Origin of the sequence: Mesorhizobium sp. WSM3862 (assembly GCF_002294985.1) — a bacterium.
Classification (GTDB): Bacteria; Pseudomonadota; Alphaproteobacteria; order Rhizobiales; family Rhizobiaceae; genus Mesorhizobium.
Window position 1 is genome coordinate 209,438 of sequence record NZ_NSGE01000001.1, and the last position, 16,033, is coordinate 225,470.

16 protein-coding genes and 1 pseudogene are annotated in these 16,033 nt (G+C 62.5%); 1 reads left to right on the forward strand and 16 read right to left on the reverse strand.

What is annotated here, in order from left to right; all coding sequences use genetic code 11:
- Window positions 1-2: 2 nt before the first annotated feature.
- From fabZ to CK224_RS01085, 10 genes and pseudogenes are all read right to left on the reverse strand, one after another.
- Entirely contained in the window at window positions 3-464 is a 462-nt protein-coding gene (fabZ, locus tag CK224_RS01040) for a 3-hydroxyacyl-ACP dehydratase FabZ (protein ID WP_095780527.1), read from the reverse strand.
- Window positions 457-1,512 (reverse strand): UDP-3-O-(3-hydroxymyristoyl)glucosamine N-acyltransferase, encoded by a 1,056-nt coding sequence (gene lpxD, locus CK224_RS01045; protein WP_066992654.1) that lies wholly within the window; start codon window positions 1,510-1,512, stop codon window positions 457-459. The genes fabZ and lpxD overlap by 8 nt, the downstream gene beginning before the upstream one ends.
- 78 nt (window positions 1,513-1,590) lie before the next feature.
- Window positions 1,591-3,957 (reverse strand): outer membrane protein assembly factor BamA, encoded by a 2,367-nt coding sequence (bamA, locus tag CK224_RS01050; protein ID WP_095780528.1) that lies wholly within the window; start codon window positions 3,955-3,957, stop codon window positions 1,591-1,593.
- A gap of 218 nt (window positions 3,958-4,175) precedes the next feature.
- Window positions 4,176-5,318, reverse strand: a complete 1,143-nt coding sequence (rseP, locus tag CK224_RS01055; protein ID WP_066992647.1) for an RIP metalloprotease RseP — start codon at window positions 5,316-5,318, stop codon at window positions 4,176-4,178.
- Between the two features lie 103 nt (window positions 5,319-5,421).
- Window positions 5,422-6,237 carry a phosphatidate cytidylyltransferase gene (locus tag CK224_RS01060; protein ID WP_066992644.1) on the reverse strand — a complete coding sequence of 272 codons (816 nt, stop codon included), beginning with the start codon at window positions 6,235-6,237 and terminating at the stop codon, window positions 5,422-5,424.
- 10 nt (window positions 6,238-6,247) lie between these two features.
- A pseudogene (locus tag CK224_RS01065) lies at window positions 6,248-6,979 on the reverse strand (isoprenyl transferase); the annotation flags it as partial.
- A gap of 20 nt (window positions 6,980-6,999) precedes the next feature.
- Window positions 7,000-7,554, reverse strand: coding sequence for a ribosome recycling factor (gene frr, locus CK224_RS01070; RefSeq protein WP_082980388.1), 555 nt, complete (start codon window positions 7,552-7,554; stop codon window positions 7,000-7,002).
- Between the two features lie 89 nt (window positions 7,555-7,643).
- Window positions 7,644-8,366: a UMP kinase gene (gene pyrH / locus CK224_RS01075; protein ID WP_066992639.1), complete on the reverse strand. Its 723-nt coding sequence runs from the start codon at window positions 8,364-8,366 to the stop codon at window positions 7,644-7,646.
- Between the two features lie 150 nt (window positions 8,367-8,516).
- Window positions 8,517-9,626, reverse strand: a complete 1,110-nt coding sequence (locus CK224_RS01080) for an aldo/keto reductase (protein WP_095780530.1) — start codon at window positions 9,624-9,626, stop codon at window positions 8,517-8,519.
- Window positions 9,627-9,655: 29 nt separating this feature from the next.
- Window positions 9,656-10,183: a nuclear transport factor 2 family protein gene (locus CK224_RS01085; protein WP_095780531.1), complete on the reverse strand. Its 528-nt coding sequence runs from the start codon at window positions 10,181-10,183 to the stop codon at window positions 9,656-9,658.
- Between the two features lie 118 nt (window positions 10,184-10,301).
- Here CK224_RS01085 and CK224_RS01090 point away from each other — a divergent pair, with 118 nt between their 5' ends.
- Window positions 10,302-11,228, forward strand: coding sequence for a LysR family transcriptional regulator (locus CK224_RS01090; protein ID WP_095780532.1), 927 nt, complete (start codon window positions 10,302-10,304; stop codon window positions 11,226-11,228).
- 53 nt (window positions 11,229-11,281) lie between these two features.
- Here CK224_RS01090 and tsf read toward each other — a convergent pair whose 3' ends face one another.
- The 6 genes from tsf to CK224_RS01115 form a co-directional block, all read right to left on the reverse strand.
- On the reverse strand, window positions 11,282-12,202 hold the full coding sequence (gene tsf / locus CK224_RS01095; protein WP_095780533.1) for a translation elongation factor Ts: 921 nt from the start codon (window positions 12,200-12,202) through the stop codon (window positions 11,282-11,284).
- A gap of 120 nt (window positions 12,203-12,322) precedes the next feature.
- Entirely contained in the window at window positions 12,323-13,102 is a 780-nt protein-coding gene (gene rpsB / locus CK224_RS01100; protein ID WP_059188654.1) for a 30S ribosomal protein S2, read from the reverse strand.
- 259 nt (window positions 13,103-13,361) lie between these two features.
- The gene (locus CK224_RS01105) at window positions 13,362-13,640 is read right to left on the reverse strand and encodes a DUF4031 domain-containing protein (RefSeq protein ID WP_067319872.1); all 279 of its coding nucleotides are present in this window, start codon (window positions 13,638-13,640) and stop codon (window positions 13,362-13,364) included.
- A 64-nt stretch (window positions 13,641-13,704) separates the two neighbouring features.
- The gene (locus CK224_RS31720) at window positions 13,705-14,058 is read right to left on the reverse strand and encodes a hypothetical protein (RefSeq protein ID WP_245425702.1); all 354 of its coding nucleotides are present in this window, start codon (window positions 14,056-14,058) and stop codon (window positions 13,705-13,707) included.
- Window positions 13,986-14,996, reverse strand: a complete 1,011-nt coding sequence (locus CK224_RS01110; protein ID WP_245425703.1) for a hypothetical protein — start codon at window positions 14,994-14,996, stop codon at window positions 13,986-13,988. Before CK224_RS01110 ends, CK224_RS31720 begins: the two co-directional genes overlap by 73 nt.
- Before the next feature lie 95 nt (window positions 14,997-15,091).
- Window positions 15,092-15,922 carry a cell envelope integrity EipB family protein gene (locus CK224_RS01115; RefSeq protein ID WP_066992621.1) on the reverse strand — a complete coding sequence of 277 codons (831 nt, stop codon included), beginning with the start codon at window positions 15,920-15,922 and terminating at the stop codon, window positions 15,092-15,094.
- Between the last annotated feature and the right edge of the window lie 111 nt (window positions 15,923-16,033).

Consider the following 16,033-nt stretch of genomic DNA (forward strand, 5'->3'; position numbering starts at 1 on the left):
CGTCAGCCGGTGACCATCATAGCCGAAACTTCGGCTTCGGCGGCCTTTGCGCCATCCACCATCGCCTCGCAGGCAAATTTCAGCAGGTTGCCGCGCTTCTTGATCTTCTTGACGTGGATCCTGAGCTGATCGCCGGGGACGACCGGCTTGCGGAACTTCGCGTTGTCGATGGTCATGAAATAAACCAGCGACGGCTTTTCCGCATTGAGGCTGCGAATGCAGATCGCGCCGGCGGTCTGGGCCATGGCCTCGATGATGAGCACGCCCGGCATCACCGGCTGCTGCGGGAAATGGCCCTGGAAATGCGGTTCGTTGATGGTCACGTTCTTGACGCCGACCGCGGAGTCGTCGCCGTCGATTTCGACGATGCGGTCGATCAGCAGAAACGGATAACGGTGCGGCAGGAGCTTCATCAGCCCCATTATGTCGACCGCCTCAAGTGTCGTCGCAACCGTCTCAGCCATTTCCGTCGCCCTGCTTGCGAGTCCTGGCCAGCCTGCGCAGCATCGCGATCTCACGCATGGCTTCCGCCATGGGCTGCGCCGGATAGCCTCCCCAGACCTCGCCCGCCGGCACGTTGCTCATGAATCCACTTCTCGCAGCAAGCTTGGCCCCGGGACCGATGGTCAAATGATCGGCGAGGCCGACGCCGCCACCCATGGTGACGTTGTCGCCGACGACGACGGAACCGGAAATACCCGAAAGCCCGGCTATAATGCAATTGCGGCCGATGCGAACATTGTGGGCGATCTGCACCAGATTATCGATCTTGGTGCCTTGTCCGATGATCGTGTCGGACATCGCACCGCGATCGACGGTCGAGTTGGAGCCGATCTCGACGTCGTCCTGGACGATGACGCGGCCGATCTGCGGCACGCGCTCAGGTCCCTTCGCGCCGGCCACGAAGCCGAACCCGTCCTGACCGATCCTTGCACCGCCATGAATGATGACGCGGTTGCCGATCAGCGCATATTGGATGCTGGCGCCCGGACCGACATAGCCATCACGACCTATCTTGCACGATCGGCCAATGACGGCATGGGGCGCAATGACCGTGCCGCTCCCGATGGCAGCGCCGGGACCGATCACGGCGCCTGCCTCCACGATCGCCCCGGCTTCGACACGCGCGGACGGGTCGATGTGCGCTTGCGGCGAAATGCCGGTTTCGCCGGTCATCGGCCCGGGCGTGGCGGCCTGCGGAAAGAGCAGTCGCCCCACCATGGCGAAGGCCTGCTGCGGGCGCGGATGCGCCAGCACCGCAATCCCCTGCGGCGCCCTGTTGGCGAAGTCGGCAGGACAGAGAACGGCAGCCGCCTTGAGCGAATGCATCAAGGCGAAATTGCGCTTGCCGTCGACAAAAACGAGCGCACCGTCGCCACCCTCATTGGCGGGCGCCAGCGCGTCGATGGCGATGTCGGCCTGCGAGGAATCAATAAGATTGGCGCCGGTCAGATTCGCGACCTCGCCAGCCGTATACCGGCGTGAAGGCGCGAAGAACACCGGATCGGTCATTCCACAAACATTATCCAGCTAGGTCGGATCAGTCGATTCCGGGCCATCACACGACCCGGAAACATCGTAACCCGCGGATTAGAAACGGGTCGCTATGCCGAAGTTGAATTCCTGCACGTCGTCCTTCGCTTCCTTTTTGACCGGGATCGCGTAGTCGATGCGGATCGGGCCAAACGGCGAAGCCCACATCAGGCCAAGACCAACCGATGCACGTAACTGCAGGCCAGTTGAATCTGGGTCGACACCAACAAGTTTGTTGCCATACAGCGTCGCCGCATCGGCAAAGACGGCGCCGCGCAAGCCGAAGCTCTCCGGAATGACCGGCAACGGGAATTGGGCCTCGGCAGATGCATTGAAATAGGTCGAGCCACCGAGATGATCGCCACTGTCGCCTAAAGCAACTGGACCAATGCCACCATAGGCAAAACCGCGGATCATACGGTCGTTGCTCTGGAAGTAATCAAATATGCGCAGATCGTTGCTGCCGTAGCCCGCGATGTAGCCGGCGCCGCCAGAAACAAGGCCAACCAGGTCGAGTTGCTCTGACAAGGTCTGGTAGACACTAGCGCGCCCGGTCACCTTCACCCACTTGGCATCGCCACCAAGCCCGGCAAACTCGGTCGTGCCTGTGACATAAAGACCCTCGTGCGGGTTTTTCATGTCGTCGATGGTGTTATAGACCAAGCCTAGGCTAACCGAAGACTTCGTCCATGGACTTTCCCCAATACCTGCAAGGACTGCGTCGGAGATGGTGCACTTACTCGGATCGTAGTCGCCATTGGCATCCACACAGCCATCGGCAATGGAATACTTTTCCCGAGAGATGTTGTACGCCAATTGCGTCGATATGCTGTCGGTGATCGGCAGGCCGAAGCGGATGGTCGCGCCGGTGACGTCAGTGTTGTAGTGATTGTACTCGCGGGTCGACTTGTAGATATCGAAGCCCGCCGCGATGCGCCGGCCGAGGAAATACGGCTCCGTGAACGAAATAGCGTAGTCGCGCGAGTTCTTGCCGCCGCCGGCCGACAGCTTGATGTACTGGCCGCGGCCGAGGAAGTTGCGCTCGGTGATCGAGCCTTCGACGGACGGGCCCGGCGTGTCGCCGCCGGTCGAATAGCCGGCGCCGACCGAGAACTCACCGGTCGACTTCTCGACCACATCGACCACCAGGACAACCTGATCCGGAGCGGACCCGGGGACGGTCGAGATGTCGACTTTCTGAAAATAATCCAGAGCTTCCAGGCGCTTCTTCGCGCGCTGGATAAGCACCTGGTTGAACGCGTCCCCTTCGCTGACATCGAATTCGCGCCGGATGACATAGTCGCGCGTGCGGTCGTTGCCGCGGATTTCGATACGTTCGATATAAGCCTTGGTACCCTGGTCGATGGTGTACACGACCGAGATCGTATGATTCTCGAAATTGCGGTCGCCGCGCGGCGTCACCTGGGCAAACGCATAGCCTGAGCCGGCGACCTTTTCAGTGAGCGCAACGATCGTGTCCTCGACGTCCTTGGCGTTGTAGACATCGCCCTTGTGCGTTTGGACCACCGACTCAAGCGACTTTGAGTCGACCTCGGGAATCGTGCTCTCGACGCTGATGTCGCCGAAGTTGTAGCGCTCGCCTTCCTGCACGGTGATCGTGACCGTGTATTTGTTGGTGGCTTCATCCAACTCACCGACGGCCGAAACGACCTGGAAGTCGGCGTAACCGTGATTGTAGTAGAAGCGGCGCAGCAACTCCTGGTCGGCCCGCAGCTTGTCCTCATCATAGACATCGTCGCGCAGCACGAACGAAAGCCAGGACGAGCGCTTGGTGTTGATGACATCCGACAGGCGACGGCTGGAAAAAGCGCTGTTGCCGACGAAATTGATCGCCGCGATCTGCGTGCGCGCGCCTTCGTTAATGTTGAAGACCACGTTCACGCGGTTGTCGCCGAGGTCCATGATCTGGGAGGTCACGGCGGCGTCGTCGCGGCCGATACGCCGATAGGCAGCCTTGACCGCCTCGACGTCGGCGTCGAGCGCCTGCTGCGAGAAGGTCGCGCGCGGCTTCAGCTGCACAGCAGCCTGGAGCGCGTTGTCCTTGAGCTTCTTGTTGCCCTGGAACAGGACTTGGTTGACCACCTTGTATTCGGAAACCTTGACGACCAGGGTCGAGCCGACCTGATTGATCTGGACGTCCGAGAACAGCCCGGTGCCGAACAGCGCCTTCACGGCGCTATCGATATCGGCACTTGAAAACGCCTTGCCGGGCTTGATCGCGATGTAATTGCGGATGGTTTCGGCATCGACACGCTGGTTGCCGCTGACCTCGACCCTGCTGACCACTGCTGCTTCGGCTACCGATGTGGCAACGAACTGCACTGCGAGCGCGCCTGGCAAAACCAGGGCGGCGGACAAAGCCGCCGCGGACGCGGCGCTCAGAAACTTGGATGCTGCCTTCATCGGGCTTTTGTACCTTTTTCTCGTAGTCCCCACGGCGAGAAAACCGGACGTGCGGTATTTTCCCTTACCGTATTAACCGGATTTCCCCTACACGCAAGGCTCCCGGTTAATTTGTATTTACTTAACCCTGTTGCGTGGCTTTCGTGTCACGCATATCCCCACGCATGGTAAACGGCGTCTCAATATGGGTGGGGCCGAAGCCAAATTCCTTCATGATTTCAGCACCCAAACAGATCATTCCAAAAAACGAAACCCATAAATCCGAGCACCAGAAGGAGACCGGTCCGGTAGGCCATCTCCATCATCCGCTCCGACACGGGCCGCCTTATGACGGCCTCCACGCCGTAGAACAAGAGGTGGCCGCCGTCGAGAGGGGGAATCGGCAGAAGATTGAGAATCCCTATCCCGACTGACAGGAATGCAACAAGCTGCACCAGCCACTCGAAACCGAGTTTGGCCGCCTGACCCGACATTTTCGCGATCTTGATCGGGCCGCCGAGTTGGCATTTGTCCTCGCGCCCGACGACGAAGCGCTGCAGAAATTGCCCGGTGCGCTCGATCACATGCCCGGTTTCTTCGACAGCCGCCGCCAGCGCGCCCGCGGGCGTGTAGGAGACCAGTCGCGGCTGCCCGAGTTCGGCGTTGTTGGCCACGCCGATGATCGCGACCTTGACCTTGTTGCCGAGCGCATCCTGCTGCTCCATCGGTTCCGGTGTCGCGGTGACGGTGATTTCCTTGCCGTCGCGCAACATGGTGAAGGTGATGGCGTCGCCGGCGCGGCCCGAAACCAGGCGTTGAACGTCGGCGAAGGTCTCCACCTTGTTGCCGTCGACTCTGACGAACCGATCGCCGGGCTGAATGCCCGCCCGCGCCGCCGGGCTGCCGGCGCTGACTTCGGCCACCATCGGCTCCATTACCGGGCGGCCGTAGAGGGAAAACAGCACCGCGAACACGGCGATCGTCAGCAGGAAATTGAACAGCGGCCCGGCGACGACGGTCGCCGCGCGTTTCCAGATCGGCTGGGTGTGGAAGGCGACCTCGCGCTCGGCCTCGCTCAGCGATTCGAGGTCCTCGGTGCTCGGCTGGCTCGATGTCGCGTTCATGTCGCCGACGAATTTCACGTAGCCGCCAAGCGGAATGGCGCAAAGCTTCCAGCGTGTGCCGTGGCGGTCGTTGAAACCAAAGAGCTCCGGGCCGAAGCCGATGGCAAAAGCCTTGACGCCGATGCCGCACCAGCGGCCGATGAGGTAGTGGCCCATCTCATGCACGAATACCACGACGGTGAGCACAAACAGGAACGGCACAAGGGTGCCGAGGACAAAGCCCTGCGTGCTGAAGAGCGCGTGAAGAATCTCGTTCAAGTCATGCCCTCAAAATTCGCCCAGCGCGACAGTCCGCCGCGACTGTGGCATCAATCCGGGCGAATCCATGGCACGCGTCGTTTTCGCCCATTGGCGACGCCAGTCAGTTCGGAAACAGCCCCATTGCCGGATGGTCGGCGCCCGCCGCAATCCAACCGATGACGTACAGGGCGAACGCAGCCGCGACAAGCCCGTCCACCCTGTCCATGACGCCGCCATGGCCGGGAATGAGATTGCTCGAATCCTTGCAGCCGTGCCGACGTTTGACCCAGGATTCGAACAGATCGCCGATCTGCGAGACGATCGAGAGTGCCAAGGCGACGAGACCAAGCATAGTGAGATTGCCGGCCCCGGCCGCGATTGCCAGCACCAATCCGGCAGCGATGCCGCCGACAGCGCCGCCAAGCGCGCCGCTCTGCGTCTTGCCGGGCGAGATTGATGGCGCAAGCTTCGGGCCGCCGACCCTGCGGCCGACGAAATAGGCCGCTATGTCGGTCGCCCAGACGACCGCGAACAGGAAGAGGATGGCGATCAATCCTGAGTGGCTGTCCCCGCGCAGATAGGCGAGCGACAAGCCGGACAACGACGCGTATGCCAGCCCCGAGGCCTCCCACTGCACTGCTCCCCGCAGTCGCGCGGCAACAGCGACGATAACAGTGATGGCTGCGACCAGAAGCAGCAGCCACAGTGCCGGCAGGCCGGCGACCAGCGCGCCGATGAAGACCAGAATCAGCACTTCCGGCAGAAAGCCGAGCGTCGCACCGTTCTCAGCGCGTGCCATGCGCGTCCATTCGTAGAAGATCAACGCCGCGATCGCCGCACAGAACAGGCGGAACGGCAGCCCGCCGAGCCAGGTGAGCGCAAGTGTGGCGGCTGCCATCACGATGGCCGAGATGACACGCTGCTGGAGATTGCTCATCGATGCCGCGCTACAAGGCGACGTCGCGGGCGGCGAGCCCGCCGAAACGGCGTTCGCGGCCGGCAAAGTCGCGCAGGGCGTCGGCCAGGTGCTCCCGGCTGAAGTCCGGCCAGTAGCAAGGCAGGAAGACAAGCTCGCTATAGGCGGCCTGCCACAAAAGGAAGTTCGACAGCCTGAGCTCGCCGCTGGTGCGGATCACGAGGTCTGGATCGGGAATGCCCTCGGTGTCGAGCGAGCCGGCAAAGCTCTCCATCGTGATGGCGTCGCTTGTCAAGTCGCCGCGAGCCACGGCATCGGCGAGCTTGCGCGCGGTGCGCACGATCTCATCGCGCCCGCCATAGTTGAAGGCGATGACCAGCGTGAGCGCCTCATTGCCTGCGGTCAGCGATTCGGCCTCCTGCAGCAGGCCTCTGATGTCCGGCTGCAGCCCCTCCCTGTCGCCGATCACCCTCACCCGCACGCCGTTTTGATGCAGCTCGGCGAGATCCCGGCGGATGAAGAGCTTCAGGAGGCCCATCAGGTCGCTGACCTCGGACTTCGGCCGCGACCAGTTTTCAGAGGAGAAGGCGTAGACCGTCAGATAGGAGATGCCGAGCTCTGGCGCGGCGCGCACCGTCTTGCGCAAGGCTTCGACGCCGGCGCGGTGGCCGGCGAGCCTCGGCATGCCGCGCGCCTTGGCCCAGCGTCCGTTTCCGTCCATGATGATCGCGACATGCGCGGGGGTTGTCATGGTCTCGCTTTCGAGCCGGTGAGAAACCGACCCTAAACCTGCATGATTTCAGCTTCCTTATCGGAAAGCAGGTGATCGATGGTGCTGATCATCTCATCGGTCAGCTTCTGAACCTGGTCGGAGCGCTTGCGATGATCGTCTTCGCTGATCGTGCCGTCCTTTTCCGCCTTTTTGAGGAAATCCATGCCGTCGCGACGGACATGGCGAACCGCGACGCGGGCGTTCTCCGCATAGCCGTGCGAGATCTTGACCAGTTCCTTGCGGCGCTGCTCGTTGAGTTCGGGCAAAGGAATCCTCAGATTGGTGCCGTCGACGATCGGATTGAAGCCAAGATTGGCCTCGCGGATAGCGCGGTCGACGGCGCTCACCATCGATTTGTCCCAGACCGAGACCGAAATCATTCGCGGCTCGGGCACCGATACATTGGCCACCTGGTTAATGGGCATCGTCGTACCGTAGGCATGGACCTGGACGGCGTCGAGCAGGTTGCTGGAAGCGCGGCCGGTGCGCAGCGAAGCGAGATCGTGCTTGAAGGCCGCGATCGCCCCGTCCATGCGCCGCTTGAGATCGTCGTACTCGCCACTCATGATCATCTCCTCGACCCGTTCGCCGGGTTCACTGCTTGTCTTCTAGTCTCGTCCGGGACCGGCGATCATTCAGCCGTCTTCGGCCCCAGTCAATTGTCCGCGACGATGGTGCAACGGCCGCCGCCTCTTAGAATTTCGCCGAAACCACCTTTTTCGTGGATCGAATAGACGATTATCGGAATGTTGTTTTCACGCGCAAGTGCAATCGCGGCCGTATCCATGATCGTAAGCCCGCGTTTGATGACTTCGGCATGACTTATGCGGTCGAAGCGCACGGCCTCCGGATCCTTCTTCGGGTCGGCCGAATAGACGCCATCGACCTGCGTGCCCTTGAACAGCGCGTCGGCGCCGATCTCGGCGGCGCGCAGCGCTGCGGCCGAATCGGTGGTGAAGAACGGATTGCCGGTGCCGCCGGCAAAGATCACCACCTTGCCTTGATTCATATAGGCGGTCGCCTGGCGCTGTGAAAAACTTTCGCAGAGTTCCGGCATGGCAATGGCCGAAAGCACCACGGCGTCGACGCCGATTTTGTTCAGCGAGGTGCGCAGCGCCAGCGAGTTGATGACGGTGGCGAGCATGCCCATGTGATCGCCGGTGACACGGTCGCCGCCCTTGGAGGCGACGGCCACGCCGCGGAAGATGTTGCCGCCGCCGATCACGACTCCGACTTCGACGCCAAGCGCCCGCGCCTCGGCAATGTCGGCTGCGATACGGTCGACGACCGAGACGTCGATGCCGAAATGCTGTTCCCCCATCAAGGCTTCGCCCGAAGCTTTCAGCAAGACACGTCGATAGAGGGGCTTCACCGTCATCTGGTTCCTCGAAAAATCTCGGCGCGGGCAAATCTGGAGGCGAAGGCGCCTCGCTTCGCCTGGCGGCGCTGGCACGATGGTTCGACCCGATACACGAAGGGCGCGGCGATGTCACGCCGCGCCCTCGCGCAAAATTCCAGGCTTTTCCGATCAGTTGCTGCTGATCCCGACCAGTTCGCCTTCGATCAGGACCGGCGGCGAATAGCCGGACGGCTTGTCGCCGGTCACGACGCCGCCGGCCACCCTGACCTGAATCTCGGGTAAAAAAAAGGAATGCGGGAACGGCGCGGGCGCAAGGCTCACCGAATCGAGCCGCTTGCGGAGTTCGGCAGGGATTGAAAAGTCGAGCGCCCGGAGATTGTCCTGCAACTGGGCAAGTTTCGTCGCGCCGAGGATGACGGTGGCCACACCCGGCTGCGCCGCAACCCAGTTCAGCGCCACCTGCGCCATGCTTCGGTCGAGTTCGGAAGCCACCTTCTCGAGTTCCGTAACGATCGCCCAATTGCGTTCGCTGAATTTCTGGAAACCCGGATGCGTGGTGTTGCGGAACCCGTCGAGCCGGCCGGCATTGCCGGCCTGCGCCGGGCGGTATTTGCCGCTGAGCAGGCCGCTGGCCAGCGGGCTCCACACCATGATGCCGGCGCCGTGACGCGAGGCGAAAGGCGCGAATTCATGTTCGATCGAGCGCTCGGCGAGCGAATATTCGAGCTGCAGGGCCGAGACCGGCTCATAGCCGCGCAGTTCGGCGATCGCCTGCGCCCGCCCGGCATACCAGGCCGGCACGTCGGAAAGACCGATATGGCGTACTTTGCCGGCACGCACCAAATCGTCCAGCGTGCGCAACACCTCCTCGGCCGGCGTCAGCCTGTCCCAGACATGCATGAGGTAAAGATCGATATAGTCGGTTCCGAGCCGCTTCAGCGAAGCGTCCACCGCGCGCATGATGTTCTTCCGGCCATTGCCGCCGGCATTCGGATTGCCGGGTTCCTTGTTCATCGTGAATTTGGTGGCGATCACCGCCTTGTCGCGCAAGCCGCGCTCGGCGACGAATTCGCCGAGCCAGGTCTCTGCCGTCCCGCCGGTGTAGAGGTCGGCCGTGTCGAAGAAATTGCCGCCGGCCTCGACATAGGCGTCGAACATGGCGCGGGCGGTTTCCCTGTCAGCACCCCAGCCCCATTCGGTGCCGAAGGTCATGGTGCCCAGCGCCAGCCGGCTGACGCGCAGGCCGCTGTTGCCAAGCGTGTAATAGTTCATGCTCATGACGTGTTCCGATCGTGTTTGGTATGGGCTTATTGGCCAGGCGTCGCTTTCACCCAGGGATTGCCGCGCTCATGCGTCATGCGGAACGTGAAGCCGTCGACCTTCCAGCCTTGACCCGATCGGGTCAGGCGATGCTCATAGGTGCCCCAGACCTCCCAGAGCGGATCGCCATTGCCTTCCATCCTGTTCCAGGCATAGCCGTTGGAACGGACGGTCGCCATATCGGCCTCTATTTCGACCTGATGGTTGGTCCGCAGGTGCAGGCTCGTCTTGCTGCCTTTGAGATTGGCAGCCCAGGCGCCGATCAGATCGTCGGAGGCGACCGTGGCCGCGGGCTGTCCGGAAAGGCTGCTGAAGTCGGCGGTGACCCGGTCGGCGAAGTAGCTGCGGGCGAGTTTCCAATCCTGCGCATCGACGGCGCGGTCAATGGCATCCGCGATGCGGATGACGGCGCGCTCGTCGGCGAGCGCTTGCCAGCCCGTTGGTTCGGCTCCGCCGGCATCGACGGGCGCCAGTGCCAGTCCTGCCGCGAAGGTCACGTGTCTCAAAGCATTCATTTTTTCTTCTCCTTGCGCATCGCGCCCCACCGCCGATGTGTTTGGCGACAATGTGGACCACGTTGACGGCATCGATAAGATTGCATTGTTCGCAAGGACTATGCGATGTTATTCATGAATGGATCGAGATCTGCTGACGCATCTGCCGGTGATCGTCGCCGTGGCTCGGCGCGGCGGCTTCGCGCTTGCCGCGGCCGAGCTCGGCATGAGTCCGTCGGCCGTCAGCCATGCGGTGCGGCTGGTGGAAGAGCGCATCGGCCAGCCGCTGTTTGCGCGCACAACGCGCAGCGTTTCGCTGACCGAAGCCGGCAAGGCGCTGGTGGAGACCGCGGCCCCTGCCCTGCAGGACATCTCCGAGCGCATCGACCGCATCCGCGGCGTCAACGGCAGGCCCTCCGGCCTGCTCAGGATCAATGCGTCCAATATCGCGATCCCCCTGGCGGTCACGCCGGTGATCGCGGCCATGGCCGAACGCTATCCGGAGGTAACGGTCGAGGTCTTCGCCGACCAGGCCCTGGTCGATATCGTCGGCGAGGGTTTCGATTCCGGCATCAGGCTGGGCGAGATGATCGCACAGGACATGATCACCGTGCGGCTTACGCCTCCCTTCAAGGCGGTGGTTGTCGCCTCGCCCGCCTATGTCGAAAAGCACGGCCGTCCCCGCGCCGTGGCCGATCTCGCCAAGCACAATTGCATCGGCTACCGGCTTGTCCGCTCCGGCGGGCTCTATCGTTGGGATCTGAACGAGAACGGCAAGGATGTCGTGGTCGAGACGCGCGGCACGGCCATCGTCACCGATTCGCTTGCGGCGATCGATCTTGCGCTTGCTGGGGTCGGGCTCGCCTACGTATTCGAGCCGCTGGTGCGCGCCGATCTCGCCGCGGGTCGTCTGGTCCAGATCCTGCAGAAGACGGCGATCGAGGAGCCAGGCCTGTTCCTCTATTTTCCGCGCCGGGCATCGATGGCGCCGAAGCTCAGAGCCTTTATCGATACCGCTCAAGAGATCGGCCGGGCATCCATGCGGACACCCGGCCGAGTTGCCTGAGCTCGTGAGCTCTTCACCTCAAGGGACACGCTAAGCGCTCCCCAGAATCGGAGCTATTTCTTGACCGCGGCCGCGACTTCAGCCGCGAAATCGGTCGTTTCCTTCTCGATGCCTTCGCCCAGCGCGAAGCGCAGGTAAGCGGTGATCTTGGCCGGCGCGCCGATCTCCTTCTCGGCATCCTTCAGCGCCTTCTCGACGGTGATGTCGGGATTGAGCACGAAGGCCTGCTTCAGGAGCACGACCTCTTCATAGAACTTGCGCAGCCGGCCCTCGACCATCTTCTCGATGATCGCTTCCGGCTTGCCGGACTGGCGGGCCTGGTCGGAGAAGATCGCCTTCTCGCGCTCGATCAGGGCCGGGTCGACTTCCTCGGCAGTCAGCGCAACCGGGTTGGTGGCGGCGACATGCATGGCGACCTGGCGGCCGAAGGCGTTCGCCGCATGCTCATTGCCGGTAGTCTCGATCGCGACCAGCACGCCGAGCTTGCCCAGGCCATCCGCGACGGCATTGTGGACATAGGTCGCCACCGCGCCATGCGGGACAGTGAGCTTGGCCGAGCGGCGGAAGCCCATGTTCTCACCGATGGTGCCGACCGCGTCCTTGATGGTGTCGGTGACTGACTTGTCGGAGCTCGGATACTTGGCCGCGGCAACTGCTTCGGTCGTGCCATAGGCGAGCGCCACCTTGGCGACGTTGGCGACGATTTCCTGGAAGGCGGAGTTGCGCGCGACGAAGTCGGTCTCGGAGTTCACCTCGACGACCGCGGCTTCGCGAACACCGGAATCGACGCCGATCAGGCCTTCCGCCGCGGTGCGGCCGGCCTTCTTGTCGGCCTTGGAGATGCCCTTCTTGCGCAGCCAGTCGACGGCCGCTTCCATGTCGCCGTTGGTTTCGTTCAACGCCGCCTTGCAGTCCATCATGCCCGCGCCAGTCAAGTCGCGGAGTTCTTTGACCTGTGCAGCCGAAATGCTCATTGTCGCCTCTTTGTTTCAAATGCGCCGACGCACCATCGAATCCCGATGATGCGCCCGGCAAAAGCGCCTTTAACGCGCCAACTTATTGGAAAGATGAAGGCCGAAGCCGGCCTTCGTTTTTCAAGCTTCCGGAGCTTCAGTGGCCGGAGTGTCGAGCGCCGGCTCGACCGGAGCCTCGGCCGACGCGCCGATGTCCATGCCGAGCGCACCCTGCTGCCGGGCGATGCCGTCGATCGCAGCCTTGGCGATCAGATCGCAATAAAGCTGGATCGCGCGGGCCGCGTCGTCATTGCCGGGGATCGGGAAGTCGATCTTGTCCGGGTCGCAATTGGAATCGATGATGGCGACGACCGGGATGCCGAGGCGCTTGGCCTCGAGGATGGCGATCGCTTCCTTGTTGGTGTCGATGACGAACATCAGGTCCGGCGTCGAGCCCATGTCCTTGATGCCGCCCAGCGCCTTGTTGAGCTTCTCGCGCTCGCGGTCGAGGTTGAGCCGCTCCTTCTTGGTGAGGCCCTGGGCCTCGCCGGCCAGCGTCTCGTCGAGCTTGCGCAGGCGCTGGATCGAATTCGAGATCGTCTTCCAGTTGGTCAGCATGCCGCCCAGCCAACGCGAGTTGACGTAATACTGGGCCGAACGCTGCGCGGCGTCGGCGACGATGTCCGAAGCCTGGCGCTTGGTGCCGACGAACAGCACACGGCCGCCCTTGGCGACGGTGTCGGAAACCTGCTTCAGGGCCTGGTGCAGCAGCGGCACCGTCTGCGACAGGTCGATGATGTGGATGTTGTTGCGGGCGCCATAGATGTAGGGCGCCATCTTCGGGTTCCAGCGGTGGGTCTGGTGTCCGAAGTGAACACCAGCTTCCAGAAGCTGGCGCATGCTGAAATCAGGCAGAGCCATTCTTTAGTTCCTTTCCGGTTGGCCTCCACGGACACAGGCATTTCGGACTTGTGTCCTGATGCCACCGGAGGTTTCAGCCGGATTTCTCCCGGGCAGACACCAAAGTCCGTGTGTGGAATGAGCGCGCATATAGAGGGGAAGTCTCGTAAACGCAAGCGAGCTACCGGAAAACGCCCTCACCTGCGGCGATCCGCGCACTTATGCATGTCGCCCAGAAGTGTTCGGCGGTTCTGGGACAACGACATGCATCAAAACTCCGTCAGCGTCGGGTCTTGCCGTTCGGCACTCTGACGCGGCGGAAGACGGCGACAATCTCCTCGCGACTGCATTCGACCGCGCCAAGCCGCACGGCGCGGTCGCGCTCGAAGCCGGTGATATCGTAATGCGGCGCCGAAGTCTTCGGCGGCCCCTGATAGGACGAGCGCTTGAGGCCGAGCTCGGCGGCAAAGCGGTGGAGCTCGTCGGTGTCGTCGGCGAGCAGATGGCACCAGCGATGGCCGGCCCATTTCCAGATCGCCGCATCGACATAGACAGCCATCGAGCTTGCCGCACTCCAACCGATATCGGCGGCCCGCTCACAATCACCCCGGGCCGACGCGAAGTCAGCGATGATAGAAGGGATTCGGACAGGAAATGAAGCCGCCGGCGGCTTCAAGTTCGGTCACGATTCTCGACACCGCTTCCTGCATCCTTGAGCGCAGCACGGCGAGCGCCTCTTCGACCGAACCATCATAGGCATGAAGCGCCAACGGCTCGGGCACGCGGATGTGAGCGCAGCGCGGCCCGGCGGGCTGCGGAATGAAGCGGTTGATCGAATCGCGCAAGTTGCCTTTGCAATAGTCGTTGCGGATGCGCTTCAGATGCTCGGCGATCTCCTCCTGGGTTATCGTCTGATTGGCGAAGGCCCAGGAGCCGACGCGCTGGACGCGCTGGATCGTTTCCGCCAGTTTTCGCATTTCTGCTCATCCGCATCAGCCTTGCCCTCGCGCAGCCAGCGGCGTGAACGCCGCAGCAACTCGGCCAAGTCGAGGTCCGGTTCGGCCGCAACGGCATCGGCGAGCCGCAGGCCAAGCTCGGCCAGCACCCTTTGCTGGCGGCTGGCAAAGGAAGCGCCCGCCTCTGCGGTCAGGCCGCAGGCCTGCTCGTCGAGGGAGAGCAGGCCTGAATAGATGCTGTAGACGCGCTCCGGCAGGGAGCCGGCTGCAACACTTTCCATTTTCAGCTTTTTCTCGACATAGGCGCATTCCCTGGCGAGCGGCCGCTCGACATTGCCGATGAAGGCGAGCTTCCAGACAACAGGAGCCACCCAGACCTTGAAATCCTTGTTGGTTTCGCGCCCGCGCTTCAGCGCCGCCAGCCCCATCTCCACCGCGCCGGGAAGCAGCGGCGCGACATAGTTGCCGTGCCAGCCGACGCTGCCTTCCGGATGAAGCAGCACGCCATGGCCTTTCAGCGCCCAATCGACCGAATGCGCTTTGGCGGCTTCGCTGTTGCCGGGAATCTGCGCGATCAGATTGTTGGCCAGCCAGAATTTCTGCATCAGCCGACCGAGCCCGTTCACCACCCCATGTGTTGCCCATGAGGCGGCAAGCGGGCTGACGCGCGAGACGATCTCCTTGTCGATCATCCAGTCGGTGAAGAATTCCGGATGGTTGGGCGTGATGAACGTCGCTTGGCCTTCGCCGCAGCAGGCCTGCAGCTTCTGCTGGTCGGCGACGGGAAAGTCAATGTGACGGATATTGGCGACGCCGCGCAGGCCGGCGAGCCGATTGAACGGCAACAGGTCGCGGAAGCCGGGAACCCCTCGCAGCATGACGATGCGGTTGACGATCGTCATCACCTTGATCAGCGCCGGATTGGGTCGCGGCGCCACGAACACGTCGATCCTGCCCAAGCTTTTCCCCCGAAATGCCTAAGGGATGCTGGAACGGGATTGCGGCGTCTTCAAGTCAGGCTCGGCGACGGATCGCCGTAGTGGTTAACCCGCCGCTATTTCGAGGCCGGACAGGGCTTGGCCTGATCGAAGAGCGACAGGTTCACCAATTTGCCGGTCATCGAGAAGTCGCCATAGTCCATGACGAGGTCGCGCGTGATGCCGTTCTCATGCAGTTTGAAGCTGATCCGGTACTCCGGCACCTCTTCGCCGCTTTTGTCGGTGTCGTCGAAATAGGCGATGTCGACCGGCCAGTATTTGTCGGTGGCTAGCTTTGCGAGCGCCGGCGCTTCCGGGTCCGCCTTGTCGGCGTCGGCTCTCTTGCCGACGACGACGGTGGTCGTCATTACCTTATTGGCATCCTCGGAGCCGTCGAACAGATTGGTCTGATAGAAGTTCTCTCCCTTCTCGGCCTTGCCGATCAGCTCCACGAGGTGCTGGGTGGGGAACTGCGTGGCGGCGAGCTCGAGCGTGTTCTTCTCGGGCTTGTCGATGTTGACTTTGAGGCCTTTCGGCTCCCTGGTCGCCATACCCTTGACTTCCTTGTCGAGGTTCTGGTCGACGAAGGACTTCGTCACGAAAGAGAAGGTCTTGCCTTCCGCGTCCTCGAACGTCGTCGTCTGCTGATCGGTCAGCCTGGTGTTCTCGCTGGTGACGATCTGCGTGACGAAACGGAACTTCACCGTATAGCCCTCGCAGGGAGAGCCGTTGAACTCATAGACCATGCGGCCGGAGATGCCTGTGATGCCGGAGCGGTCGGACGCTTTGTTGAGGGTGAGATCATAGACGGCGCGGTGCGCCTGCAGCGCTGGCACGGCAAGGGCCGGAGTCATCGGGATGGCCGCCGACAGGAGAGCGGCGGAAAGGAAAAGGCGCGTCAAGCGCATGCAGTGCTCCGATCGTCGCGGCCGATGGCAGGCCGCAGGGAAAGATGGTCCAGCTTAAAAAAAGTCGTGGCGGAAGCGAGGCAAAAATAGCAATTTCGGCCCCGCCAACGC